The sequence below is a fragment of the Microbacterium sp. R86528 genome (assembly GCF_044596335.1).
Lineage (GTDB): Bacteria > Actinomycetota > Actinomycetes > Actinomycetales > Microbacteriaceae > Microbacterium > Microbacterium marmarense.
This window is the reverse complement of record NZ_CP138996.1, coordinates 733,902-760,063: the sequence shown is the minus strand read 5'-3', so window position 1 is coordinate 760,063 and position 26,162 is coordinate 733,902. Positions and strand designations below refer to the sequence as shown.

Genomic DNA, 26,162 nt, shown 5'->3' with positions numbered 1-26,162 from the left:
GCTACTTCTTGTCGTCCTTGTTCTTGTCCTTCGATTCCTGGCCAGGTTCAGGAATGATGACGTTTGACGGGTGCACCGAGGTCTCTGACTGGTGACCGTCGTCGATCGGAACGTGCGGAGCATCCGGAACACCGGCACGCTCATGAGCGCCCTGGATCTCGGCGTGCTCTTCTTCAGCGATGTGATCGAGAGCGTGGTGCTGGTGGGCGCGCGCAGCTTCGAGCTCTGTCTGCGTCATAGGCGTGAGGCGGTCTTCGAAGAACCACCGCGAGAGCGAAGCGCGAACATTCTCGGTCCAGGGGATGTTTCCCTTAGCGTTCGGTCGCACTACGAGAGGTTCGTACGCCTCGACATCGACGAGCTTGAAGAGCTCGTACTCATCCACGGGTTGGTGAACTTCGATGAACTCGCCGCCGGGAAGACGCACGATACGTCCGGACTCGTAGCCATGCAGGGCGATCTCACGGTCCTTCTTCTGGAGCGCGATGCAGATGCGCTTCGTGACGAAGTAGGCGATGATCGGGCCCAGAATGAGCAGAGCCTGCAAGGTGTGGATGACACCTTCCATCGTGAGCCAGAAGTGCGTCGCAATGATGTCTGATGACGCTGCAGCCCACAGGACCGCATAGAAGGTGACGCCAGCAGCACCGATCGCCGTACGCGTCGCCGCGTTGCGTGGTCGCTGAGCGATGTGGTGCTCACGTTTGTCTCCCGTGACCCACGCTTCGATGAACGGGTAGATGAGCACCAGCACGATGAACAAACCGAGCACAGCGAGGGGAGCGATGATGTTGAACGACCAAGTGCGCTCGAACAGCACGAACTCCCAGCCCGGGGGAACCAGGCGCAGCGCACCGTCTGCGAAGCCGATGTACCAGTCAGGCTGCGTACCAGCCGAGACAGGCGACGGGTCGTAGGGGCCGTAGTTCCAGATCGGGTTGATCGTGAACAGCGACGCCACCAAGACGATGACTCCGAACGTGATGAAGAAGAAGCCACCCATCTTCGACATGTACACGGGGACCATCGGGTAGCCCACGACGTTGTCGTTGGTGCGAGCGGGTCCGGCGAACTGCGTGTGCTTGTTGATGATCATCAACATGAGGTGGGCCGCGAGCAGCGCGACCAGGATCGCCGGCAAAAGCAGGATATGGAGCGAGTAAAGACGTCCAACGATCTCGGTTCCGGGGAACTCACCGCCGAACAGCAGGAATGAGATCCACGTTCCGACGATTGGGATGCCCTTGACCATGCCGTCGATGATTCGCAGTCCGTTGCCCGACAGCACGTCATCGGGAAGCGAGTAGCCGGTGAAGCCCTCTGCCATCGCAAGGATGAAGAGGATGAACCCGATCACCCAGTTGAGCTCGCGCGGCTTGCGGAACGCGCCGGTGAAGAAGACGCGAAGCATGTGCACGCCGATACCGGCGACGAATACAAGGGCGGCCCAGTGGTGAATCTGGCGAACGAGCAATCCGCCACGCAGGTCGAACGAGATCTCGAGGGTCGACGCCATAGCGGCCGACATCTCGATTCCTCGCATCGGCAGGTAGGCACCGTAGTAGTGCGTCTCAACCATCGATGCGTCGAAGAAGAACGTCAAGAACGTTCCCGACATCAACACAACGACGAACGCCCACAGTGCAATCTCGCCGAGCATGAACGACCAGTGGTCGGGGAAGATCTTGCGACCTAGCTCTTTGACGATGCCAGAAAGACTCGTGCGCTCATCGAGATAGTTCGCGGTGGCGCCGATGAACCGACCGCCGAGAGGCTTCTCTCGTGGTTCAGCTTCGGCCTGGTTCTGAGGCTCGGTGACGGTACTCATCAATGGCGCTCCCAGAAGCTCGGGCCTACAGGCTCGTTGAAGTCGCTCGTCGCAATGAGGTAGCCCTCATCGTCAACGGTGATCGGCAGCTGCGGCAATGCGCGCGCAGCGGGCCCGAAGATGACCTTTGCCTCGTCAGTCACGTCGAACTGCGACTGGTGGCATGGGCACAACAGGTGGTGAGTCTGCTGCTCGTACAGCGCAACAGGGCAGCCGACGTGCGTGCAGACTTTCGAGTACGCAACGATGCCGTTGTACGACCAGTCCTTGCGCTCTTCGGACTCGATCAGCTGGTCTGGCAGAAGACGCATCAGCAGAACGATCGCCTTCGCCTTCTCTTCGAGGTAGCCGTCGTGGTGCGAGAGCTCTGCGAGTTCCTGCGGAATCACGTGCACGGCCGAACCGAGGGTGAGGTCAGCGGCACGGATCGGCTCACCGGTGGGGTCGTGCGCGAGGCGCGATCCTTCTTTCCACATGGTGTGGCTGAGAAGGGCGACGGGGTTTCCGGCGTCGGGGTGCTCAGGAGAGTCGAAAGGTGCGAGACCGCGGAACAACACGATACCGGGTGCGACGGAGGCCACGAGAGCGGCGATCATCGAGTTGCGGATCACCGTGCGACGGCCGAAGCCCGACTCCTCGTTGGCTTCGTCAAACACCTGAATGGCGGCCGCGCGCGTGACGTCACGGCCACGAGTGGCGTGTCGGGGTTCGATGAACTCCTTGTCCGACATGATCGCCTTCGACCAGTGGATCGCTCCGATACCAATCGCCAGCAACGCTAGCGCGATGCCCAATCCGATGAAGAGATTGTTGTGACGGATGTCGATGATCCGGCCGCTCTCGATCGGGAAGAGCATGTAGGCAGCGATCGCCCAGATGCTCGCCGCGACCGAAACATAAAACAGCGTGTAGACCGTGCGTACGGCGCGTTTCATTGCCGCTGGGTCCTGGTCGGTCATCCGCGTGCGGTGCGGAGGCAAACCCGGGTTCTGCACTGGGTCGGTGACCGCGACCGCGAGCCCGGGGGACGGCTTCCATGAAGCCCTCTCGTGCTCGAGGGCGTCGTCCTCGTGTGCCATGCTGCTCCTCGTCAGTGCTTACGTGAATCGATAAATCAGTTGGATTTCGCCGTGATCCACACGGTGATGGCGATCAGCGAGCCGATGCCGAATATCCAGATGAACAGGCCCTCAGAGACAGGACCGAGTGAGCCGAGCGAGAACCCGCCGGCTGACTCATTGTCTTGCAGATAGAGGAGGTAGGTGATGACGTCACGCTTCTCTTCGGTAGTGAGAGTCATGTCGTTGAATACGGGCATGTTCTGCGGCCCAGTCACCATTGCCGCGTACATGTTCAGTTCGCTGGTGGTGTGAAGCGCGGGGGCGTACTTGCCCTCGGTGAGTGCGCCACCAGCGCCGGCCACGTTGTGGCACATTGCGCAGTTGATGCGGAAGAGTTCTCCACCATGCGATTCGTCGCCTTGACCGTCGAGAACCTCTGCGTCGGGAAAGCTGGGCCCAGGGGCGGCGTCCTGAATGTAGGCGCCGATTGCGGCGATCTGCTCATCGGTGAACTGCACCGGCTTCTGCGGAGCCTGCGGACCCTGCATCTGCAGCGGCATGCGTCCGGTGCTCATCTGGAAGTGAACGGAAAGCTCGCCGACTCCGTAAAGAGCGGGGCCCTCTTCCGAGCCTTGCAGGTCGAGACCGTGGCAAGTTGCGCAGTTCGCCTGGAACAGCTTCTGGCCGTCTTCAACGGTCAGCGTCGAGGCGACGGCGGTCGGTTCAGTCGAGGCCATTGCCGCCGATGCTCCGGCGTATACGCCGCCGGTGATCAGAAGGCCGATGCCAATGAGGGCAGCGGCAGCCCAAGGGCTGCGGCGGCCGGAGGAGCGGCGCGGGGTGTCACGTGCCATGTCGGGAATCAGCTCCGCTCTATTTCAGGAAGTAAATGACGGCGAACAAGGCAATCCACACCACGTCAACGAAGTGCCAGTAGTAAGACACGACGATTGCGGTGGTCATTTCCTTGCGGCCGAAGTTCTTGACGGCGTATGCGCGGCCGATCGTGAGGAGGAATGCGATGAGTCCGCCTGTCACGTGGATTGCGTGGAAGCCGGTCGTGATGTAGAACGCCGAGGCGTAGGAGTCAGCGGCGATCGGCATGCCCTCTGCGACGAGCTGTGCGTACTCCCATACCTGACCCGAGACGAAGATCGCGCCGAGGATGAAGGTGAGCCAGAACCACTCCACCATGCCCCAGCCGAGCCACCCGCGCTTCTTCGTGCTGTAGGGCTGGAAGCGCTCTGCCGCGAACACGCCCATCTGGCAGGTCACCGATGAGAGAACCAGGATGATCGTGTTTACGAGGGCGTACGGCACATTGAGTAGCTCGGTGCGCTCCGCCCACAGCTCCGGCGATGCGTTGCGAAGCGTGAAATAAATGGCGAAGAGGCCCGCGAAGAACATAACTTCGCTGCCGAGCCACACGATGGTTCCGACAGCGACCGGATCCGGCCGCTTGACGGACCGCATGGCCTGGGAGTAGGTCGCTGTAGAGGTCGTCACAGATCCATTATGTCGGATGATGAGCGATCGTATTCCCATCCGGGCTCACTGTTTTGTCTCAATGCCGTCTTAGGGCGGCCTAAGAATGCGCCGTGAGTTGCCCAGGAAGTACCGATGCACGCAAACGAGTACTCGCTCGTCATGGCGCGGATCGTGGCGGCGCAGCATCCGGATAGGCTTTGGCGTTATGGCGGAGCTCTACAACTGGTCTGAAATTCTCACCGATCTGCTGAAGGATCGTGACCTCAGCGTGTCGCAATCGACATGGGTGATGCGCAAGATCATGTCGGGTGAGGCGACGCCTTCACAGCTGGCTGGATTTCTCATCGCGCTGCGTGCGAAGGGGGAGTCCGTTGACGAGGTCGTCGGCTTCCGTGACGCGATCCTCGAAGCAGCGTTGCCGTTGCCTGTGAACTCAGCCGTGCTCGACATCGTGGGAACTGGCGGCGACCGCTTTGGCACTGTCAATATTTCTACGATGGCCGCTCTGGTAGCAGCGGCATCTGGAATTCCGGTAGTAAAGCATGGCAACCGCGCGGCGAGCTCGGCGTCGGGATCGTCAGACGTGCTGAGTGCGCTCGGCCTCGACCTCACACTTACGCCTGAGCAGGTTGCCGAGACTCTTGATCAAGCGGGCATCACGTTCGCGTTCGCATCAGCGTTCCACCCAGGTTTTCGCCACGCGGGACCAACGCGGGCCGAACTGGGTGTTCCCACCGTTTTCAACTTTCTCGGGCCGCTCTGCAACCCCGCGCGTGCTGAAGCCAACGCGGTCGGTGTCGCCCAGCTCGACCGTGTACCGCTGATCACGGGGGTCTTTCAAACTCGCGGCGCCACCGCTCTCGTCTTCCGCGGTGATGACGGTCTCGACGAATTGACGACTACCGGACACAGCCGATTGTGGGAGGTCAGTCGTGGTGACGTGCACGAGCACGACCTCGATCCTCGAGATCTCGGCATTCCGCTCTCGCAGATCGACGATCTGCTCGGGGGAGACCCCTCGCACAATGCGGATGTCGTTCGGCGTGTCTTGAGTGGCGAAACGGGAGCAGTGCGCGACATCGTGCTGCTGAATGCTGCGGCGGGAATGGTGGCGTATCGGCTGTTCCTCGACTCAGCGCAAGTGCAGCGGCCCATCGTCACGCGTCTCGGCGAGGCGCTTGCCGACGCTGCTGCTGCGATTGACAGCGGTGCTGCATCCACTGTTCTTCGCGACTGGGTGAGCGCCACTCAAGCCTTCGGCGGCCACGCGTAATTTCTCATTTCGACCTCTTCCGTCGACTGTGCCCACACCGATAGCGTGATCGGCAGGAGCGCACACCGCGCCAGCACACAGCGAAGCCACGGAGGGCGATCATGACCGAGTCAACCTCGAACTCAAATACTTCTGATTCCCAAGCCGCAGCAGTTGAGCCACCAGCCCGAAGCCTAGGCGGGGTCAAAGTCGTCGGAACCCTGGGCATTCTCGCCGGGATCTTGCTCATCGCGGTTGGTCTTACCGCGTGGATCATGGTGTCGTCTCAGTTGCGCGCTGAGAACATCATTGTTCCTGATGACGCCTCGGCCTTCGCTGGGCAGCAGGTAGCGGGGCCGCTCACGGCGTACGTGCAAGCCGAGACGATTCAGCACCATGCGCTCGAGGCGTCTGGGGGCCAGACCTATGCCGAGTTGCCGATGGATGACCCGACGCGCGCGACCGTGATGAACGCCTCGTTCCTTCGCGCGTCGCTGTTCACATCGGTGGTGGCGTTCGGGGTGTCGGCGTTTGCGATCGGAATCGGCATTTTGTCGATCATGTTCGGGTGGTCTTTCCGCCGCATGGCGAGCGCCCCCGTGGTTGTCAAGAAGGCGACCTTCGCACCCTGACGGAAATGAGCTGATCGGCGATGCACCCGCACGAAGCCCTCGCTGAGATTGCCGCGCTCCTCGAGCGGGAGCGGTCGTCGAAGTATCGGTCGAAGGCGTTTCGAGCGGCAGCAGACGCCATCGCTGGCCTGAGCGACGAAGAGCTGCGCGATACGGCGCGGGTGCGAAGACTCAAGGGCGTCGGAGATTCGTCTCTCGCTGTGATTCAAGAAGCCCTGCAAGGCGGTGTGCCCACGTATCTGCTCGATCTGCGCGAGCGAGTGGGGGCTGAGAAGCAATCGTCTCTCAGAAGCTTGCTGCGCGGAGACCTGCATTCGCACAGCGACTGGTCAGATGGGCTCACCCCGATCGATTTGATGGTGGATGCTGCGCGCTCCCTCGGTCATGAATACCTTGCGCTCACCGATCACTCGCCCCGGTTGCGTGTCGCGAACGGGCTCAGCCCTGAACGGCTGCGCGCGCAGATCGAGATGGTGCGCGGCCTGAGCGCTCCTGGCTTCACGCTGCTGACCGGCATCGAGGTCGACATTCTCGATCACGGCGACCTCGATCAAGAACCCGAACTGCTTGACGAACTCGATGTGGTCGTTGCATCTGCGCACTCGAAATTGCGAATGGAGCGTGCGCCGATGACTCGTCGGCTCATCGCTGCGGTCTCAGGACCGCACATCGATGTGCTCGGCCATGTGACGGGAAGGCTCGTGGAAGGCTCCCGTGGCACGCGACCGCCGTCTGCATTCGACGCGAAAGCCGTGTTCGACGCCTGCGCCGCACACGGCGTGGCGGTGGAGATCAATTCTCGACCGGAACGTCAGGACCCGCCAGATGAGTTGATCGCGCTCGCGCTGCGAGCGGGGTGTCTGTTCGCGATCGACTCTGATGCGCATGCCCCGGGACAGCTGTCGCTGGTCGACCACGGAGCGGCGAGAGCCGAAGCGGCAGGCGTGCCACCAGAGCGGATCGTCACGACCTGGCCGTTGGAGCGGCTGCTGGAGTGGACTAGACGGAACAGGTGAGCCAGCGGGGCGAGACGCCGCTGGCTCCTAGACTCGGGTGGTGAACTCCGACACTCGCTCCCGCGTCGGACGAGGGATGCCATGGCTGGTCGTGGCGGGCGTCCTGCTCGCAGCGATGAGTCTTCGCGGCCCGATCGTGGCGCCTACCGCAGTGCTGAGACTCATCGAGCAAGACTTCGGCATCGGCGCGGCCACTGCGGGATTGCTGACAACCGCGCCCGTGCTGATGTTCGCTGCCCTGACACCGCTGGCTGCGCTCGTGATTCGCAGAGCGGGTGCAGAACTCGCGCTGATGCTGTCGCTTTCGGGTGTGCTCGTGGGGACCTTCGTGCGTGCGCTGCCCGGATTTGGCTGGATGCTCGCCGGGATGTTCATCATCGGCGCCTTCATCACCGTCGGAAACGTCGTCATTCCCGTCGTGATCCGACGCGACGTGCCGCCCGACCGTGTCGCTCTGGTGACTGCGGCGTACGCCGCCACTCTGAACGTGGGATCTCTCATCACCTCGCTCGGCACCGCACCTCTGGCCGAAGTGATCGGATGGAATGCGGCGCTGCTCAGCTGGTCGGCGCTCACCGTCGCGGGCATCGCGCTCTGGGCGGTGCACATTCGCCGCTCGCGCCGTGCCTTCCGTGACGGTGACGGGCTCTCGGGCGAACCCACGCAGACGGCGGCGCTCGACACCACCCAACCTACTTCGCCCGTTCTACGAGCCAAGGTTGTGCGCGACAGCGCTGGCAACGAGCTCGACAGCGCGGCAATCACTGGTCCGTTGCCCGTCATCGGCGGAGGCCGTGATTCGCGATCACTTCTGAAGCGGCCTGTCGCCTGGTTTCTCGTCGCTTCGTTCGCGTTGCAGTGCACGATCTACTACGGGCTGACGACGTGGCTGCCATCGTTCGCGGCCGACGAACTGAATCTGGATGCTACGTCGGCGGGGGCCGTGGCATCCATCTATCAAGGCGTGGGAATCGCTGGAGCGTTTGTCGTGCCGTTGCTGAGCCGCTTCGCCCCGCGCTGGGTCGCGCCCTTCGTGATCTGTGTTTCGTGGCTGACCGTGTCGATCGGCCTGCTCGCCGCGCCACAGCTCTTGTGGGTGTGGCTTGCTGTCGGCGCGGTAGGACACGCGGGTGGCTTCGTCGTGATCTTCAGTGCACTCGTCGCCGTGTCGCGAAGCGATGGTGAGGCTGCCGGGCTGTCTGCCATGGTTCAGGGTTTCGGCTATGCCATCGGCGCCCTTGGCGGGCCGGCTATCGGTTTGCTGCACGAGCAATCTGGTGGCTGGTCGGCGCCGTTGACCCTCGTGCTCGTGCTCTCTTCGCTGTATTGCGTTGCGCTGGTCAGCGCGGTCGTCTTTGCGAGGCGTGCGACTCGCTAGCGCTTGTTCAACGCTGTTGTTATGCGCGACATTGCGGTGCCCAGCGACCACTGCTCACCAAGCGCCTGAGCGGTGTCGAGTTCGGCGGATCCGAGGGGCGCGAGGCGAGAATCGACGTCAGCGAGTTCAAGGTCGCGCACGACTTCAACGACCTTAGGGGCGACGTCAAGGTAGTCCGATGCGGCGAGGATCTTGTTGCGCACGCCCGGCGTCATGCCAATGCCCTCGGCGGCGGCGGATCGAATCCCCACGAGATTGCTGTGTGCGGCCAGGAGTGTGGCGGCGGTCTTCTCGCCGATGCCAGGCACGCCGGGCAGTCCGTCGGACGAGTCGCCGCGCATCGCCGCGAAATCGGCGTACTGCTGCGGAGTCACGCCATACTTCGTCGTGATCGTGGCGTCAGTGACGACCTCGAGATTGCTCATGCCGCGCGCGGTATAGATCACTCGCACGTCGCTAGCGTCGTCGACGAGTTGAAAGAGATCACGGTCACCGGTGACGATGTCGGCGGGAATTGTCGAGCGCGTGGCCAGGGTGCCGATGACGTCGTCGGCTTCGTGGTCGGCGATTCCGACGATCGGGATGCCGAGCGCGCCGAGAGCAGCGCGGATGAGGGGAATCTGCGCCTCGAGCGGATCGGGCACTTCTTCGACGTCAGCACCCGTTTCGACGACCTCAACGACGCGGTGCGTTTTGTAGGTCGGAATCAGGTCGACACGCCACTGCGGGCGCCAGTCGTCGTCCCAGCACGCAATGAGGTGTGTGGGTTCGTACAGCGTGATGAGTTTCGTGATGATGTCGAGAAAGCCCCGCGCGGCGTTCACCGGCGTGCCGTCGGGGGCGCGCACCGTATCGGGCACCCCGTAGAAAGCGCGAAAGTAGAGGGAAGCACTGTCAAGCAACATCATCCGGTCGGTCACGATCTCATCCTGTCACGCGGCATCGACATGTTGTGGGGCGCTGAGGGATGCGACAGCCTGGCTAGCAGCCAGGGCCGTCAGGGTCTTGATTGCAGGTTCGATCGACGAGAGCCGTGCGAGCTTCGACGATCTGCACCGAGTACGTCGGCGCTCCGGCGGTGATCGTGCCAGGTACGCGATACCAGTTGGTGCCAGTGTCGAGGCGAACTTCGGGTGCGAAGTGCACCGTGAGTGAGATGGGATAGTTGCCGGTCGTCAGGTAAGTGTGAGACGTGTCAGTGGGGCTGAACTGGGGCGCCCCGAGCGACTCCCACGAGGCGCCGCCCGTTGCTGAAGTGGTGGTGGAGCCGTCGCCGTTGTCGAACACATAGGTGGCGGGCGTGAAACGCACGACGACGTCCATGTCAAGAATTGTCGCCGCGAACTCGCTCGACTGTGCTTGAGCTACACGGTTTGTCGGTGCGCCCAGAAGACCAAAACCGAGCGGCTCACCGCTTAACGATGGAGCTGGCGGTCGAAACGACGCCAGATCTTCGAGAGTGATGTCACTAAGACTCACGATCGTGAACTGGCCGTTGCAGAGGACGTACTGCGTCGAACAGCCAATGAAGACATCTTCGTCATCTCCCGGCGCAGGGCTTTCGGGGGATTGGTTGTCGCCGCCGCCTCCCGATGAATCGGACCCACCGGAACCGCCGCCACCCGGAACCGTCTCGCTGGCCGAGATGTCGAGTTGGGTGTTGTCGTTTGAAATCACGGTACAGAGGCCAGCACTCGCCAAAGTCGGATTGCAGTCGTTGCTCAAGGGGACGTGACCGGTCAACGCTAGAGACAGCACAATGGGGGCGATGGCGAGTGTCAGCACTGATCGACCGCCACACTTTTTGAGATTGCAGGCACTTCATCCAGCTCAACAACAGTGGTTTGAAGTAGGACGGTCTCCTCGCGCCCCACGGGCGTCTGGTCCGCCCCATCAGCATCCACGATCCGGGTTGCTGAGACATCCAGGCAAACGAGGATGGACATCGAATCCCCTGGCGAATCCGCACCAGCGGTGATCCAGACAATTCGAGTGTTGCCCTCGACTCTAAGCTTGGCATCGTCGAAGGCGCGTTCAGTCTGGTTGTGAGATTCGAGCGCGTCCCCGACGAGAAAATTTGCTGGGTCCAATGCATCGACATCATCGCTCGCTACTGCGTTGAGCGCATCGACGTAGGCACGGTACGTGGCCTCGGCGGCGGCGAATGCTTCTTCATCGCTCGAGAACACCGCTGTCGGCGTCGCGTTGGGGTCAGGCTGGGCGGTGCAGCCGACCAGCACAGCTGTCAGCACCGCGCCGACGGCGGTAATGCGAGCGAGACGGTGGATCACGCCACTACGGTAGCCGCGATTGAGCGCTACTGATCGGAGTTATCCACACCCCGTATTTTGCCTCGGGGGCAGCGAATGCCGCAGTCGCTCCGAGACACAGAGCCGGCAATCATTGGGGGAAATGATCGCCGGCTCTGAGCGGATCGAACACGCCACTCTCTGCGCCCCAGGGGGAGTGAGAGCGTCGATCGACGATCCGCGTTTCGGGTATCGCGCGTCTCCGCGGGGGTTCGGTTTCGCGAGTACGACACCTACAGTGCGCGTGTGACCTGGGAGGATGCTTTGGCTGGGCCGTACGCCAGCATAGAAGCACGCCTGTGCTTGCTATACCTGCCGCTTAGGAGGGCGACGATGTCATTCGGACCAGCAGTTTCGCCAACAGGCAATGGGTTTATGGTCGTTGTGCCATCGGCGGCGTGCCCGTGTGCAAGTGGCAGCCGGTTCGCAGAATGCTGTCAGCAGCTGCACAACGGCGAGATCGCGCCTTCGCCTGAGCGATTGATGCGCTCACGGTATGCCGCCTTCGTTGTTGGGAACGAGCACTACCTTCGCGCGACATGGCACCCCCTCACAAGACCCGAAGATCTCGAGCTCGACCCGCAGCTGCGCTGGAACAAGCTCGAGATCATCGACGCAGGTGAATCAGGTGATGAAGGTTTCGTGGCGTTCCGTGCTGCTTGGCACATCGGCGACGAATCGGGGCAGCTCAGCGAGCACAGCAGGTTCCGACGCGCGTACGGCCGGTGGTACTACGTTGACGGCGATGTAGCACCCTCATAGCCCGTTGACCGTCGCGCGCGCCTATGCTCGACACATGCTTGCCACCGTTATTCACGCTACCCGAGACATCCGCGTTGAACAGGTTGCTGATCCAGCGCTGTCGACCGGAGCCGATGCGATCGTTCGCGTCGTCGCTGCCTGTGTGTGTGGATCGGATCTTTGGCCGTACCGCGGCGTGACAGAAACCAACGAGCCTCATCGAATCGGTCACGAGTTCGTGGGAATCGTCGAAGAAGTCGGCCCAGATGTTGCGAAGGTCAAAGCCGGGGATTTCGTCATCGCGCCGTTCTATGTCTGCGACAGCACCTGCGTCAACTGTCGCAACGGAGTCAGCACCTCGTGCACACAGGGCGGGTGGTGGGGCAGCGACGATCGCCTCGGCGGCTTCGCCGATGGAGCGCAAGGCGAGCGCGTGCGAGTTCCCCTTGCTGATGGCACGCTCGCCGTCGTTCCTGGCCCGGTCGGTGATGACGAGATCGCAGGGCTGCTGACCCTGAGCGACGTGATGGGCACCGGCCACCACGCTGCAGTTTCGGCGGGCGTGAGCGCCGGCGATTCGGTCGCCGTGGTCGGTGACGGTGCAGTGGGTCTCTGCGCGATCATCGCGGCCAAGCGACTTGGTGCGACCACGATCATCGCGATGTCGCGGCACCCCCAGCGTCAAGCGCTCGCTCGAGAGTTCGGCGCCACCCACATCGTCGAAGAACGAGGGGATGCTGGTGTCAAAGCTGTTCGAGCACTGACCGACGAAGTCGGAGCCGATCGGGTGCTCGAATGCGTGGGAACCAAAGAGTCGATGGACCAAGCGCTTCGCTCCACGCGGCCAGGTGGAATGGTCGGCTACGTAGGCGTGCCCAACGGTGGACCAGAGTTGCCGATCGGCGCCATGTTCGGCCGCAACGTCGGAGTGAACGGGGGAGTTGCACCCGTGCGCGGCTACATCGAAGAGTTGCTGCCTGACGTGCGTTCGGGGGCGATCCAGCCGGGCAAGGTGTTCGATCTCGTACTGCCGCTGGCAGAGGCCGCCGAGGCGTATGCCGCCATGGACGAGCGTCGTGCGACCAAGGTCATGTTGCGGCCCTAGCAGACGATCAGCTGCGGCCGGCGAGTGCGTCGTGAATGCGCCGCAGATCTTCGAGCAGCGATCCGACGAGAATCCAATGCTCCGAAGGAGCGACGATCGCAAGGGGTGCGGTGAGCGCCGGAATCGGCGAGGTGAGGTCAGAGACACCGTCCACGTTTCGTGCCTTGGCAAGCCCAAGGCGAACGTCATGCGCCGCGCGGTGCAACTGCTCTGAGATCGCCTTCACCGAAGCATCCTCCGCGATTGCGCGATCGTAGTGGTCGTAATACGCACGAGTCATGCCGATGACCTGGGTCACGATCGGGCCGTACCGATCAAGCAGCTCTTGAACGGTCGTGAGATCAGCGCGATGCCGACCAGCCCGAGGATTGAGAGTCAGCGATTCGGCACCATCTGCGATTGCGGTCTCGGCAGCATCCCTCATCGGCTTCATCAACCTCGCAGTAAGCAAGAGCTCTTCGAGGCTGGCGTTGGTCTGTTCCTGCTGAAGCGCGTCGCCAAGTCTGTCGAGGGATGCTGCCAATTCCGCTCCGAGGTTATTCACGGCGATCGCCGCGGGCGCGACCACGACAGGCGGAACAAGCGCAAGATTCACGATGACGCCAATGACCGCGCCGATGAGTGTCTCAAGAATCCGGTCGAACGCATAGCTCGGTGACGTCGTTGCCAGGGCAAGCACGAGAATCGCGCTGATCGCGATCTGATTCGCCGTGCCGGCGGTCATCTTCAGCGCCCACGCAAGTAGCAGTGCGATCACGATGGCTGTCACGACAACCCACGTCTCGTCGCCGAAGACGATCCCAAGAGTCGAGGCGATCACCACGCCTGCGATCACACCGACACTGCGTTCAATCGCTTTGGCGAGCGACTGATTGAGGCTCGGTTGCACCACAAGCAGCGCGGCGATCGCTGCGAAGACCGGGGGCTGGCCGGGGACCAGCCACCCGGCGATGATCCATGCGGCGGCCGTTGCGATCGCGGACTTTGCCACTTGAAGAAGTGGCGCACGTCGGCTCGCCCGCAGGGCACTTGTCATGCGCATGAATCCACCGTAGAGCGCGGCCGGCTGAGGCGCGTGGTCAGCCCGGTCGGTGCTGGGCTCGCCGCACGTGCACCAACGCGGCAACTGCGCGCCACCCGACCAAGAAGACCAGCAACGTGACTGACGCGACGACCACGAAGGCCATGGCTACACCCTGGTCGCTGACCGCGCGCAGCAGCATGCCGCCGGACACCGCTATCGCCCAGACCGGAAGCCCGGTGCGGAGTGGCGATGAGGGGTTCAGCCAGGCACGTGAAATGAGCCATCCGAGCGCGAGGGAGGCCAAGAACGGCCATGCCGTTTGCCACAGGCCCGACCCCCACGCGCCCAACACACCTTCGTCGTGGCTGGCGCGTCCGATAGCGGCAAAGGTGACGACCAAAGCGGCGTCGAGAGCAAACGCGCCCAGAATCGCGCGAGCGCTGATGGGCAGGCTGCCGGATTGATCGGTGCTCATGATGCAGTCGATTCTGCCCGACGGCGACCTGCCATCTTTTCAGCCGCGTGACTCAGTCCATCGCGCCTGGCGCCGAGATCAGTACCAGCCGACAGACTGCGAGTGCGACCACGCGCCACACGGCGTGCCGTAGCGACCCGAGATGTAGCCGAGTCCCCACGAGATCTGGGTGGTCGCGTTGGTCTGCCAATCGGCGCCGGCGCTGGCCATCTTGCTACCGGGCAGCGCTTGCGGAATGCCATAGGCACCGCTTGAGCCGTTGTGGGCCTGCGAGTTCCAACCTGATTCCTTGTTCCACAGCGACACGAGACACGCGAACTCTGCGTCGCTCCAGCCACGGCTCGCGACCATTCCCTTCGCAATGGCCTGAGCCTCGCCAGCGCTGGTGCTTGCGCTCGCGTACGACGGGGAAGGAACCGAGGTTGATGACGATGATGACGATGCTGACGACGATTCCTCAGCGACGGCTGCCGCGGCTTCTGCCGCCTGAGCAGCTTCGGCGGCTGCAGCTGCTTCGGCAGCAGCCTTCGCCTTGGCTTCGGCCTCTTTGCGGGCCTTCTCAGCAGCCTCTTCGGCTGCTTTCTTCGCCTTTGCCTTGTCAAATGCCTCTCGCAGCTCGCTGACCTCGGCACTCACTTCGTCAGCCTCAGTGGCGACGTCGTCGGTCAGGTCGGGAATGAGCGGAGCAGGCAGCTCGCTGGCGCCTTCGAGACGTTCAGCCGACGCTTCGAGATCCAACGTTTCGATGGAGAGTTCGGTGTCGCCCAGATCGAGATCTGACTCTTCGATCTCTGCCAAGAGCTCTTCGGCTGCGACGATTGCTGCATTCGCGTCGGTCAGTGCGGCGCGGGCATCCATCGAGATGTCATCGCTTGCATCGGGACCCAGATTGACAACCGGTTCAACTGACGTGCTGAACGACGCGAGTGCGAAGCTCGGGGTTTCGCTTGACGCCTCTACCGATGCCGCGGGGGTCGATGCGAGTCCGGCGATCGCGATGATTCCAAAAGCGGTACCCGCGGCCAGAATCGCGGTGCGACGCCGAGTGGTGCGGGCAGGGGCAGTAGAGGTATTCGAGAGCATGTAACCGAGTTCCGTATAAAGGGTCGGCGCCGATGACACGGCGCTTCACATCCCGCACAAGCGGGCACAAGAAGCCGATTCTGCCCACTCCTCCTGAACACTACCCGTGTAAACGCTGGGTGTGTGTATCGGTCGCCGCTCGCCCAGCGAGGTCTAGCCTGTTCCCAATGAGCGATGAGACACAGCAGCAGCCCCGAACCCGGAGCGGTGCCGGCGCGCTGGCCGAGACCCGTGAGATCCCGCTGCCGTCACATGCGCACCAGTGGCGGGCATTCTGGGTGTGCGTGTCGGTTGCGGCGCTGACCATCCTCGATCTCACCAAGGTGAACGTTGCGCTCCCCTCAATCGAAGACGCTTTCGGCTCAGGCTCGACGGCGCTCGGCTTTATCGTGTCGGGCTACGTGCTCGCCTTTGGGCTCGTGCTCGTGCCGATAGGACGTTTGGGAGACCAACGTTCGCGGCGCGCCCTTTTCATCGTCGGGCTCAGTCTGTTCACACTGATGAGCTTGGTGTGCGCGCTCGCGCCCACGATCGAGATTCTGCTGGTAGGCCGTCTGGTGCAAGGCATAGCTGCGGGCATACAGATGCCTCAGGTGCTGGGCATCATCCAGGAGCTCTTTCGTGGTGCAGATCGCGGGAGGGCCTTCGGGCGGTTCGGCGCGATCATCGGCATCTCGACTGCGCTCGGGCCGACGATTGGCGGACTCGCGATTGCCGTTGGCGGTGCGGCTGACGGGTGGCGCCTGATCTTCTGGATGAACGTTCCGCTCGGCCTCATCGCGATTGGGTTGGCCATTTTCTTGCTGCCGAAGCTTCACAAGCGCTCGCGCAAGCCGCTCTCGCTTGATCCGTTCGGCATCGTCTTGTTTGCCCTGGCGGTGTTGTCGCTCATGCTCCCGTTCCTGTTCACTACGGGCTCACCCGACGACAACCCGTTGCGCTGGTGGCTACTCGTCGTCTTCGTGCTCTTCGCCGCGTCGTTCATCACGTGGGAGCGGCACTATGAGGCATCCGGTCGGGCCCCGCTTATTCCGCTCAAGCTGTTCCGCATCACCTCGTATCGCAACGGCACTCTGATCGTCGCGACGTACTTCACAGCCATGCCCTCTATGTTTCTGCTCACCACGCTCTATCTGCAGGGCGGGCTAGACCTAGAGCCTGTCTACGCCGGCATGGTGACGATCGGTTTCGCGCTCGCAAGTGCGGTGACGTCTTGGATCGGGGGGAGTCTCGTCAACAAACTCGGCAGACCGCTCGTCGTCGGGGGCATCGCCACGGTGCTCGTGTCGCTGATCGGTCTTGTGGTGATCGCCCTTGTGGCCCCTCCAGAGTGGATGCCGTGGTTGATGGCGGCCACAATGACAGTGGGTGGGTTGGGCGGCGGGTTCGTTATCTCACCGAACCAGACGCTGACTCTCGCGGAGATTCCGGTGAAACAGGGCGGCGTCGCAGGATCAGTGGGCCAACTCGGGCAGCGGATCGGAACGGCGATCGGCACCGCGGTCGCGATCTCGTTGTTCTACGCCACGATCTATCGTGAGTCGGGTTCGCGGCCAGATCTCGTGGTTTTCCACGACGCATACGCCTTCGGAATGCTGTCAGCGGCTCTTTTTCTCGCGGTCGCCTTCTTGATAGGGCTCATTGATATGTCGTCGCGGCGCCGAGGTCGCCGCCCGCGTAAGCAGGCCCGCTGAGCGCTGGGCTACGTTCGGGGCACGCGCACTGAGGTGCGACCCCAGGTCTTGCCAGGATTCTGGTAGCCTGAAGTGTCATGCGTATGAGCCTTTCGCCGTGCGCGCGACACTCGCAATCAAATCCATTCGCTTCACCTCGAGGTATTTCCATGCCCGCGGCGAAGCCTGACACCCAAACCCACAAGGACAATCCACTACATGACTACCGCAACGACCGCCCCGGCCACCAAGCAGGTCGCAATCAACGACATCGGATCTGCTGAGGACTTTCTGGCCGCGGTCGAACTGACTCTTAAGTTCTTCAACGACGGCGACCTCATCGAAGGAACCGTCGTGAAGATCGACCGCGACGAGGTTCTTCTCGACGTCGGCTACAAGACCGAGGGTGTCATCCCCTCGCGTGAACTTTCCATCAAGCACGACGTCGACCCCAACGAGGTCGTCAAGGTCGGCGACGAGGTCGAAGCCCTTGTTCTTCAGAAGGAAGACAAAGAAGGCCGCCTCATCCTCTCCAAGAAGCGCGCACAGTACGAGCGTGCCTGGGGAGACGTCGAGAAGATCAAGGAGACCGACGGTGTTGTCACCGGTTCGGTCATCGAGGTCGTCAAGGGTGGACTCATCGTCGACATCGGGCTTCGTGGGTTCCTTCCCGCGTCGCTGATCGAGCTTCGTCGCGTTCGCGACCTCACGCCGTACCTCGGTCAGGAGATCGAAGCGAAGATCCTCGAGCTCGACAAGAACCGCAACAACGTTGTGCTTTCGCGTCGTGCGCTGCTGGAGCAGACGCAGTCCGAATCGCGCACCACGTTCCTCAACAACCTCCACAAGGGCCAGGTCCGCAAGGGCACCGTCTCGTCGATCGTCAACTTCGGTGCGTTCGTCGACCTCGGTGGCGTTGACGGTCTCGTTCACGTCTCGGAGCTCTCATGGAAGCACATTGAGCACGCATCTGAGGTCGTCGAGGTTGGTCAGGAAGTCACCGTCGAGATTCTTGAGGTTGACCTTGACCGCGAGCGCGTTTCGCTCTCGCTGAAGGCAACGCAGGAAGACCCGTGGCAGGTCTTTGCCCGCACCCACGCCATCGGCCAGGTTGCACCGGGCAAGGTCACCAAGCTCGTTCCGTTCGGCGCGTTCGTTCGTGTTGCCGACGGCATCGAGGGTCTCGTGCACATCTCGGAGCTTTCGGGCAAGCACGTTGAACTCGCTGAGCAGGTCGTGTCGGTCGGCGAAGAGGTCTTCGTCAAGATCATCGACATCGACCTCGAGCGTCGCCGCATCTCACTGTCGCTCAAGCAGGCCAACGAGTCGGTTGACCCCAACGGAACCGAGTTCGACCCGGCCCTGTACGGCATGGTTACGGAATACGACGAGAACGGCGAGTACAAGTACCCCGAGGGGTTCGACGCCGAGACCAACCTGTGGAAGGACGGCTTCGACGAGCAGCGTCTCGCTTGGGAAGCAGAATACGCCGCTGCCCAGGGTCGCTGGGAAGCTCACAAGGCAGCTGTTGCCAAGGCCATCGAGGCCGAAGCAGCTGCGCCCAAGGAGACCAGCACCAGCTCGGCTCCGGCCGGCTTTGCTACCGACAGCAGCTCGGCGGGAACGCTGGCTGATGACGAAGCACTCGCAGCACTTCGTGAGAAGCTCTCAGGTCGTTGATTCAAAACGCATGAGTTGAAGGGCCGGAACCGCAGGGTTCCGGCCCTTCTTCGTTCCCGATGGTGCCTGGGCAAGACAGATCTCGCGAACCGACCGCAATGCCGGTGATGAGATGGGTCGCTCGCGTTCTTGCGCGACGCACGCGATGATCTGCTGCGGCAGCTCGAGGCGGCAGGTGTCGACAGCGCAGGCTGAATCAGCTGACAGCGCAGGCTGAATCAGCTGGGGGACGGTTCCGGGTGGGTCAGGCGGTAGCCCACGCCCCGCACGGTCTCTATCCAGCGCGGGTCTGCCGGTGACTCGCCCAGCTTGCGACGAAGGTTGGCCACGTGCACTTCAATAGCGCGCGCGTCGCTTTCGCTGACATACTCCACTCCCGTGGAATTCTCCCCGCGAAGCATGAGCGCCAATTCGCTCTTGCTTCGCACTCTTCTTCCAGAAGCCAGAAGATCCGCAAGAATATCGAACTCGCTGCGCGTCAATTCGAGGTCGTCGCCGTCTCGCGTCACGACACGGGTGGATTCGTTGAGCACAAGACCTCGGTGCTCATGCACGACGCTTGAGTCGTCCGTCTTGGTCGTCGCGGACCCAGAACTCGCAGCCGCGGTGGTACTGGCGTGCTGACGAGGTCGACGCAGCATCGCATCGATTCGGGCTCGCAACTCGCGAGGCCGAAACGGCTTCGCGATGTAGTCGTCTGCACCGGCTTCAAGACCTTGAAGTGCATCGATTTCTTCGGTGCGAGCGCTCAACATCACGATGTACGTTGAAGACTCCGCCCGAATGCGCTTAGCTGCCTCGAAGCCGTCCATCCCGGGCATATTCACGTCGAGTGTGGTGACGAGCGGATTGTGTGCCCGCACAAGCTCTAGGCCGTGGGTCGCGTTCGCCGCACCGTGAACATCAAACCCGGCCTGCTCGAGCACAGCCGTCAGCAAGGCTCGAATATCGTCTTCGTCTTCGACGACGACAGCGATTCGCGCTTCGTCCACAGAAAAACCCTCCCGTTGCGGCAGGGAAAGAAGTCTTGCCGGAACCTCGGTCATGTTACCCCAGAACGCTGTTTCGAACATGCCGTGTGCGCCGTTCACTGCGAAGCTTGCTTCGAACGCGTGGTCGGGGCGACGGTATCCCCAAGATAGGTCGCCCCGCCACGCCCACGAACTCGCTCGGGTTGCAGTGCGGGTGTGCAACGCGATCTGTTGGTGACGAGTGACACCGGTGCTGTTCTGCCAATCTCGGTGGCCATCGTCCGCCTCCCCAGACACGCAGGTGCGGGTTCGTGTGGTTTTTCGGGTGTGTACGACGTTAGTGTGACTTCCTCAGGTGGGCCTCAAGAACGACTTAGGAGATGCCAAGGTTCGCCCCGGTGGCATCTCATGGCATTCTCGTTTCATGGCTATTGTGGCGCTCACCGGCGGAATCGCATCGGGAAAATCGACGATCGCACGCTTTCTCAGAGAGCGTGGCGCGATTATCGTCGATGCCGATCAGATCGTGCGAGATGTGCAACAGCCTGGGGCACCCGTGCTCACCCGAATCGCTGAAGAGTTCGGCGACGAGATGATCAATGTCGATGGGACTCTCGATCGTGCACGTCTCGGCGCGGCCGTGTTCGGCGACCCCGACGCCGTTGCGCGGCTGAACGAGATCGTGCACCCAGCGGTACGCACCGAGGCAGCTCGCCAGTTCGAGGCAGCCTTCGCCCAGAGCCCTGATGCGATCGTGGTCTACGACGTGCCCCTGCTGGCCGAGACCAGAATCGACGAGCCATGGGATCTCGTGATCGTCGCGCACGCTCCCGCCGCCATGCGGCGGCAACGACTGATCGCTCAACGAGGCATGAGCGAAGCCGCCGCTGATGCACGAATCAATTCGCAGGTGTCAGATGGCGCTCGACTCGCAATCGCCGACGTCGTTGTAGACACCACCGGCACGATGGAGGCAACCGCGGCGCAAGTCGCGCAGGTCTGGAACCAGTTGACCGCGTCGGCGTGATCACACCGGATCGACTCCGGTGTCGGTGACCACACGTACGCTTGAGTGATGCAACCTACTCGATCCGTCCGGCCATTCGAGGTCGTCAGCGAGTTTGAACCCTCAGGCGATCAGCCGGCAGCGATTGCCGATCTTGCTGGCCGCATCAACGCGGGCGAAACTGATGTCGTCTTGCTGGGCGCAACCGGTACCGGAAAGTCAGCGACGACCGCGTGGCTTGTCGAAGCGGTGCAGCGTCCCACGCTGGTGCTCGCTCACAACAAGACTCTCGCCGCGCAACTGGCCAATGAGTTTCGCGAGCTGATGCCGAACAACGCGGTGGAGTACTTCGTCAGCTACTACGACTACTACCAACCCGAGGCATACGTTCCGCAGACCGATACCTTCATCGAGAAAGACTCGTCGGTGAACGCTGAAGTTGAGCGGCTTCGCCACTCGACGACAAACTCGCTGTTGAGCCGTCGTGACGTGGTCGTGGTGAGCACCGTCTCGTGTATCTATGGACTCGGAGCGCCCGAAGAGTACATGCGCGCGATGGTCGCGTTGCAGACGGGCGAGCGCTACGACCGTGATGCGCTGATTCGCAAGTTCATCGCGATGCAGTACAACCGCAACGACGTTGATTTCTCGCGCGGCAACTTCCGTGTGCGTGGCGACACAATCGAGATCATTCCGGTGTACGAGGAGTACGCGATCCGCATTGAACTCTTCGGCGATGAGATCGAAGCGCTCTACATGCTGCACCCGCTCACGGGTGACGTGATTCAAAAGCTCGATGCCGTGCCGATTTTTCCTGCCTCTCACTACGTCGCGGGCAATGACACCGTGCAACGCGCTATCGGCACTATTGAAGAAGAACTGATCGAACGACTGGCGGATCTAGAGCGGCAGAACAAGCTGCTCGAAGCGCAGCGCCTGCGCATGCGAACGTCGTTCGATCTTGAGATGCTGCAACAGCTCGGTTTCTGCTCGGGAATTGAGAACTATTCGCGTCACATGGACGGTCGCGCGGCCGGTGAGCCACCCCATACCCTGCTGGACTTCTTTCCAGACGACTTCTTGATGGTGATCGACGAGTCGCACGCCACCGTTCCCCAGATCGGCGCCATGTACGAGGGAGACGCATCACGAAAGCGCACGCTGGTCGAGCATGGCTTCCGGTTGCCGAGCGCAATGGACAACCGACCACTGCGGTGGGACGAGTTCAAAGAGCGCGTGGGTCAAACGGTGTATCTGTCTGCCACGCCCGGCCGCTACGAGATGGGTATCGCTGACGGCGTCGTAGAACAGATCATCAGGCCGACCGGTCTTGTGGATCCCCGCATCATCATCAAACCCTCCAAGGGACAGATCGACGATCTGCTCGAAGAGATCAGAATGCGCGCGCAGCGCGATGAACGCGTACTCGTCACGACGCTCACCAAGAAGATGGCCGAAGAGCTCACTGACTTCTTGGGCGAGCATGGCGTACGGGTGCGCTACCTGCACTCCGACGTCGACACGTTGCGTCGCGTTGAGCTGCTCAGCGAGTTGCGCGCCGGGGTCTACGACGTGCTCGTCGGTATCAACCTGCTTCGTGAAGGTCTCGATCTGCCCGAGGTCTCGTTGGTGGCGATTCTGGATGCTGACAAAGAGGGGTTCTTGCGCAGCGGAACATCGTTGATTCAAACGATAGGCCGTGCCGCGCGAAACGTTTCGGGTGAGGTGCATATGTATGCCGATCGAGTCACCGACTCGATGGCGAAGGCGATCGAAGAGACAGATCGCCGGCGCGAGAAGCAGATTGCCTACAACCTTGAGCGCGGTATCGACCCCCAGCCGCTGCGCAAGAAGATCGCTGACATCACTGAAGTGCTGGCGCGCGAAGCCTCCGATACCCAAGAATTGCTATCGCGCAAGGATTCTGCCCGCGCCAAGTCGGGCAAGGGCAAGTCGCCGACGCCGCGGTTGAAACGCGAGGGAATCGCCGCGGAGGGTGCGCAACAGCTGGAAGCGACGATCGCCGACCTGAGCGATCAGATGTTAGCCGCTGCTAGTGAGTTGAAATTCGAACTCGCTGCTCGGCTGCGCGACGAGGTGCAAGATCTGAAGAAGGAATTGCGCGCGATGGAACGCGCGGGCCACGCCTGACGTTGTGCGTGTTCGCGGCGCACGTCAATGCGCGCTTGCCCTGGGGCACACCATGACGGGCTTGTCGCGTGATCGGTCGAAAGCATGCGCTGTGATGGGCGCTCCGCACAGCGGGCACGGGCGTTCAGCGCGCTGCGCTTGGCTCGGAGGCGGAGTCTTCTCATACGGCCCCACCGATGCCGGCCCGCCCATCCGAATCAACGAGGCGTTGACCCACGCATACCAGCCACCCGCTGCACGCACACGTTCGCGAAGCGACGTGGGGTTCTCAGCGGCAGCATCCGATTCGCTCATACTCGTCAGTCTACGAACGATTGGTGTGGTTTAGCACAGCACACCGAGAGCGGCGCCATCGACGCCAGTGTCGGAGGCCCCGCCTACACTTGACTGGTGCCTATTGTGCCTGTCGATATCCCCGGAAACACGAGCGGAAAGCTCAGCGTTCGCGGCGCCCGCGTTCATAACCTCAAAGACATCGATCTCGATATCCCGCGTGATTCGCTCGTCGTGTTCACCGGCCTTTCGGGGTCGGGAAAGTCGAGTCTCGCGTTCGACACGATCTTCGCCGAAGGACAACGGCGTTACGTCGAATCGCTCAGCGCCTATGCGCGACAGTTTCTCGGCCAGGTCGATCGACCAGACGTTGACTTCATCGAGGGATTGAGCCCGGCGGTTTCGATCGACCAGAAGTCGACCAACCGCAACCCGCGCTCCACTGTTGGAACGATCACCGAGATTCACGACTACATGCGACTGCTGTGGGCGCGCATCGGTATTCCGCACTGCCCGCAGTGCGGCGAAGTCATTCAGCGGCAGACCGTGCAGCAGATCGCAGACCAGCTCATGGAACTGCCTGAGCGCACGCGCTACCAAGTCGTCGCACCCGTTGTCACACAGAAGAAGGGCGAGTTCGTCGACCTCTTCAAAGAGCTCGCCGCCAAAGGATTCGCGCGCGCAGTGGTCGATGGCGATCTCATTCAGCTCGCAGAGCCCCCGACGCTCAAGAAGAGCTACAAGCACGACATCGCCGTCGTGGTCGACCGTTTGGTGGCAAGCGACGACATCTTGAGCAGGGTGACGGATTCCGTCGAGACTGCACTCAACCTCGCCGGTGGTGTGGTGCAAGTGAATTTCGTGGACGAAGAGGGGGATGCCGCGTGGCAGTCGTTCTCAGAGAAGCTTGCCTGCCCGAACGGGCATCCGCTGCAGCTCACTGAGATCGAGCCGCGCACGTTCTCATTCAACGCACCTTTCGGAGCCTGCCCCACGTGTTCAGGCTTGGGTACGCGCATGTCGGTGGATGTCGAACTGATGCTGGGAGACGAGTCGCTCTCCATCCGCGACGGTGTGCTGATTCCGTGGACGACCCAGGGCAAGGGACTGTTCCAGTACTACGAACGACTGCTCGAAGGCCTCGCTCGCGACCTCAACTTTTCGCTTGACACCCCCTGGCAAGATCTGCGCGTTGACGTGCAAGACGCTGTGCTGCGCGGCGAGAACTACAAAGTGACCGTGAAGTGGAAGAACCGCTACGGCCGCGAGATGCGCTACGCCTCTGGGTTTGAAGGCGTCGTGCCGTACATCGAACGCCAGTATCTGCAGGCCGAAAGCGACACGCAGCGCCAGCGCTGGGCTGCGTACCTGCGTGAGGTGCCGTGCTCGGATTGCGACGGCGACCGGCTCAAGCCTGAAGTGCTCGCCGTCAAGGTGCACGAGCACTCGATCGCTGAGGCATCACGCATGAGCCTCGCTGATGCGCAGGCCTACTTTGCTCAATTGGAACTGACACCTCGCGAGGCGAAGATCGGTGCCCAGGTGCTGCGCGAGATCCGCGCGCGCCTCGACTTCTTGCTTCAGGTTGGGTTGAGCTATCTCAGTCTGAGCCGCGCCGCCGGATCGCTTTCGGGTGGCGAGGCGCAGCGCATTCGATTGGCGACACAGATCGGATCGGGCCTGACGGGCGTGCTGTACGTGCTCGATGAGCCATCGATCGGTTTGCATCAACGCGACAACCGCCGCCTCATCGACACGCTCATCAAGTTGCGTGATCTGGGCAACACGCTCATCGTTGTAGAGCACGACGAAGAGACCATTCATGCAGCGGACTGGGTTGTTGACATCGGTCCGCGCGCGGGTGTCGATGGCGGTCACGTGGTGCATTCTGGGCCGTTGTCGGAGCTGCTCGAAGATCCAGAGTCGATCACGGGGGACTACCTCGCCGGCCGTCGCTCGATTCCCACGCCAAAGAAGCGGCGCAAGATCGACAAACAGCGTCAGATCTCGGTCGTCGGCGCGCGAGAGAACAACCTTCGCGACGTCACGGTGAACTTTCCTCTTGGTGTGCTCACGGCAGTGACCGGGGTGAGCGGCTCGGGCAAGTCATCGCTCGTCAACGGCATCCTCTACGAAGTGCTCGCGAACCGTCTCAACGGCGCCCGTCGAGTTGCGGGCAAGCACACTCGCGTCACTGGTCTCGACAACCTCGACAAGGTCGTGCACGTCGACCAGGCACCCATCGGACGCACGCCGCGATCGAACCCCGCCACCTACACGGGCGTTTTCGATCGGGTGCGCACATTGTTCAGTGAGACGCCAGAGGCGAAGGTGCGCGGCTACCAGCCAGGACGCTTCAGCTTCAATGTAAAGGGCGGGCGTTGTGACGCATGCTCTGGTGACGGCACGATCAAGATCGAGATGAACTTCTTGCCCGACGTTTACGTCGATTGCGAGGTGTGCCATGGCAAGCGATACAACCGTGACACTCTCTCTGTGCACTACAAGGGCAAGAACATTGCCGAAGTGCTCGAAATGCCGATTGCAGAAGCGGCCGAGTTCTTCGAACCTATCCAAGCGATTCACCGCTACTTGAAGACGCTTGTGGATGTCGGGTTGGGGTACGTGCGACTAGGTCAGTCGGCAACAACCCTGTCGGGTGGAGAAGCACAGCGAGTCAAGCTCGCGACCGAGCTGCAGCGCCGATCCAACGGTCGTAGCATCTATGTGCTCGACGAACCGACAACAGGGCTCCATTTCGAGGACGTCGCTCGGTTGCTTGAGGTCTTGAACAGCCTCGTAGACAAGGGCAATACGGTTATCGTCATCGAGCACAGCCTCGATGTCATCAAGTCAGCTGACTGGGTGATCGATCTCGGCCCCGAAGGCGGCTCCGGTGGAGGTCAGGTCGTAGCCACCGGCACGCCCGAGCAGGTCTCGCGTGTCGAAGCCAGCCACACTGGTTCGTTCTTGGCGGAGGTGCTCGGCACGGTGCCCGCCCGCAAGGCTGGCTAGC

23 protein-coding genes are annotated in these 26,162 nt (G+C 62.0%); 11 read left to right on the top strand and 12 right to left on the bottom strand.

The genetic code is table 11. The features are described from left to right. Position 1: 1 nt before the first annotated feature. From SJY18_RS03725 to SJY18_RS03710, 4 genes are read right to left on the bottom strand one after another with little or no spacing between them, the layout of a single operon-like run. On the bottom strand, positions 2-1,828 hold the full coding sequence (locus SJY18_RS03725; protein WP_337337760.1) for a ubiquinol-cytochrome c reductase cytochrome b subunit: 1,827 nt from the start codon (positions 1,826-1,828) through the stop codon (positions 2-4). Continuing rightward, complete coding sequence (locus SJY18_RS03720; protein ID WP_396668433.1) at positions 1,828-2,907, bottom strand: Rieske 2Fe-2S domain-containing protein; 1,080 nt, start codon at positions 2,905-2,907, stop codon at positions 1,828-1,830. Before SJY18_RS03720 ends, SJY18_RS03725 begins: the two co-directional genes overlap by 1 nt. 35 nt (positions 2,908-2,942) lie before the next feature. Then, positions 2,943-3,743: a cytochrome c gene (locus SJY18_RS03715; RefSeq protein ID WP_337337762.1), complete on the bottom strand. Its 801-nt coding sequence runs from the start codon at positions 3,741-3,743 to the stop codon at positions 2,943-2,945. Positions 3,744-3,762: 19 nt separating this feature from the next. Next, entirely contained in the window at positions 3,763-4,362 is a 600-nt protein-coding gene (locus tag SJY18_RS03710; protein ID WP_337338400.1) for a heme-copper oxidase subunit III, read from the bottom strand. A 220-nt stretch (positions 4,363-4,582) separates the two neighbouring features. Here SJY18_RS03710 and trpD point away from each other — a divergent pair, with 220 nt between their 5' ends. From trpD to SJY18_RS03690, 4 genes are all read left to right on the top strand, one after another. After that, positions 4,583-5,650 carry an anthranilate phosphoribosyltransferase gene (trpD, locus tag SJY18_RS03705; protein ID WP_396668432.1) on the top strand — a complete coding sequence of 356 codons (1,068 nt, stop codon included), beginning with the start codon at positions 4,583-4,585 and terminating at the stop codon, positions 5,648-5,650. A 101-nt stretch (positions 5,651-5,751) separates the two neighbouring features. Next, positions 5,752-6,261: an aromatic ring-opening dioxygenase LigA gene (locus SJY18_RS03700; protein ID WP_396668431.1), complete on the top strand. Its 510-nt coding sequence runs from the start codon at positions 5,752-5,754 to the stop codon at positions 6,259-6,261. Positions 6,262-6,281: 20 nt separating this feature from the next. Next, positions 6,282-7,277, top strand: coding sequence for a PHP domain-containing protein (locus SJY18_RS03695; protein ID WP_396668430.1), 996 nt, complete (start codon positions 6,282-6,284; stop codon positions 7,275-7,277). A gap of 40 nt (positions 7,278-7,317) precedes the next feature. Then, positions 7,318-8,655, top strand: a complete 1,338-nt coding sequence (locus SJY18_RS03690) for a CynX/NimT family MFS transporter (protein ID WP_396668429.1) — start codon at positions 7,318-7,320, stop codon at positions 8,653-8,655. Here the strand turns inward: SJY18_RS03690 and SJY18_RS03685 are convergent. The 3 genes from SJY18_RS03685 to SJY18_RS03675 form a co-directional block, all read right to left on the bottom strand. Further along, positions 8,652-9,575, bottom strand: coding sequence for a 5'-3' exonuclease H3TH domain-containing protein (locus SJY18_RS03685; protein WP_396668428.1), 924 nt, complete (start codon positions 9,573-9,575; stop codon positions 8,652-8,654). The two genes, SJY18_RS03690 and SJY18_RS03685, sit on opposite strands and share 4 nt — an antisense overlap. A 61-nt stretch (positions 9,576-9,636) precedes the next feature. Next, entirely contained in the window at positions 9,637-10,332 is a 696-nt protein-coding gene (locus SJY18_RS03680; RefSeq protein ID WP_396668427.1) for a hypothetical protein, read from the bottom strand. Positions 10,333-10,433: 101 nt separating this feature from the next. Then, positions 10,434-10,907, bottom strand: coding sequence for a hypothetical protein (locus SJY18_RS03675; RefSeq protein ID WP_396668426.1), 474 nt, complete (start codon positions 10,905-10,907; stop codon positions 10,434-10,436). A 390-nt stretch (positions 10,908-11,297) separates the two neighbouring features. Between SJY18_RS03675 and SJY18_RS03670 the strand changes: the two genes are divergently transcribed. Then, on the top strand, positions 11,298-11,726 hold the full coding sequence (locus SJY18_RS03670) for a YchJ family protein (protein ID WP_396668425.1): 429 nt from the start codon (positions 11,298-11,300) through the stop codon (positions 11,724-11,726). A 34-nt stretch (positions 11,727-11,760) separates the two neighbouring features. Then, positions 11,761-12,810: a zinc-dependent alcohol dehydrogenase family protein gene (locus tag SJY18_RS03665; RefSeq protein ID WP_396668424.1), complete on the top strand. Its 1,050-nt coding sequence runs from the start codon at positions 11,761-11,763 to the stop codon at positions 12,808-12,810. A gap of 7 nt (positions 12,811-12,817) precedes the next feature. Here the strand turns inward: SJY18_RS03665 and SJY18_RS03660 are convergent, their stop codons facing one another. The 3 genes from SJY18_RS03660 to SJY18_RS03650 all read right to left on the bottom strand — a co-directional run bounded on the left by SJY18_RS03660 (position 12,818) and on the right by SJY18_RS03650 (position 15,392). After that, a complete protein-coding gene (locus SJY18_RS03660; RefSeq protein WP_396668423.1) occupies positions 12,818-13,852 on the bottom strand; it encodes an aromatic acid exporter family protein in 1,035 nt (344 codons plus the stop codon). 37 nt (positions 13,853-13,889) lie between these two features. Continuing rightward, positions 13,890-14,309 (bottom strand): DUF3054 domain-containing protein, encoded by a 420-nt coding sequence (locus SJY18_RS03655; protein WP_396668422.1) that lies wholly within the window; start codon positions 14,307-14,309, stop codon positions 13,890-13,892. Between the two features lie 78 nt (positions 14,310-14,387). Then, the gene (locus SJY18_RS03650; RefSeq protein ID WP_396668421.1) at positions 14,388-15,392 is read right to left on the bottom strand and encodes a lytic transglycosylase domain-containing protein; all 1,005 of its coding nucleotides are present in this window, start codon (positions 15,390-15,392) and stop codon (positions 14,388-14,390) included. A 167-nt stretch (positions 15,393-15,559) separates the two neighbouring features. Here SJY18_RS03650 and SJY18_RS03645 point away from each other — a divergent pair, with 167 nt between their 5' ends. Then, positions 15,560-17,086, top strand: a complete 1,527-nt coding sequence (locus SJY18_RS03645) for an MFS transporter (protein ID WP_396668420.1) — start codon at positions 15,560-15,562, stop codon at positions 17,084-17,086. A gap of 198 nt (positions 17,087-17,284) precedes the next feature. After that, positions 17,285-18,745: a 30S ribosomal protein S1 gene (rpsA, locus tag SJY18_RS03640; protein ID WP_337337775.1), complete on the top strand. Its 1,461-nt coding sequence runs from the start codon at positions 17,285-17,287 to the stop codon at positions 18,743-18,745. Between the two features lie 218 nt (positions 18,746-18,963). Here rpsA and SJY18_RS03635 read toward each other — a convergent pair whose 3' ends face one another. Further along, positions 18,964-19,737: a response regulator transcription factor gene (locus SJY18_RS03635; protein ID WP_396668419.1), complete on the bottom strand. Its 774-nt coding sequence runs from the start codon at positions 19,735-19,737 to the stop codon at positions 18,964-18,966. 403 nt (positions 19,738-20,140) lie between these two features. Here SJY18_RS03635 and coaE point away from each other — a divergent pair, with 403 nt between their 5' ends. Next, positions 20,141-20,743 carry a dephospho-CoA kinase gene (gene coaE / locus SJY18_RS03630; RefSeq protein ID WP_396668418.1) on the top strand — a complete coding sequence of 201 codons (603 nt, stop codon included), beginning with the start codon at positions 20,141-20,143 and terminating at the stop codon, positions 20,741-20,743. 48 nt (positions 20,744-20,791) lie between these two features. Next, a complete protein-coding gene (gene uvrB, locus SJY18_RS03625; protein WP_396668417.1) occupies positions 20,792-22,873 on the top strand; it encodes an excinuclease ABC subunit UvrB in 2,082 nt (693 codons plus the stop codon). Positions 22,874-22,897: 24 nt separating this feature from the next. On the opposite strand, the gene SJY18_RS03620 is transcribed toward uvrB, so the two are convergent. Then, complete coding sequence (locus SJY18_RS03620; RefSeq protein ID WP_396668416.1) at positions 22,898-23,167, bottom strand: hypothetical protein; 270 nt, start codon at positions 23,165-23,167, stop codon at positions 22,898-22,900. Between the two features lie 96 nt (positions 23,168-23,263). On the opposite strand from SJY18_RS03620, the gene uvrA reads away from it, so the two are divergent. Next, positions 23,264-26,161 carry an excinuclease ABC subunit UvrA gene (gene uvrA, locus SJY18_RS03615; RefSeq protein WP_337337779.1) on the top strand — a complete coding sequence of 966 codons (2,898 nt, stop codon included), beginning with the start codon at positions 23,264-23,266 and terminating at the stop codon, positions 26,159-26,161. Position 26,162: the final 1 nt, after the last annotated feature.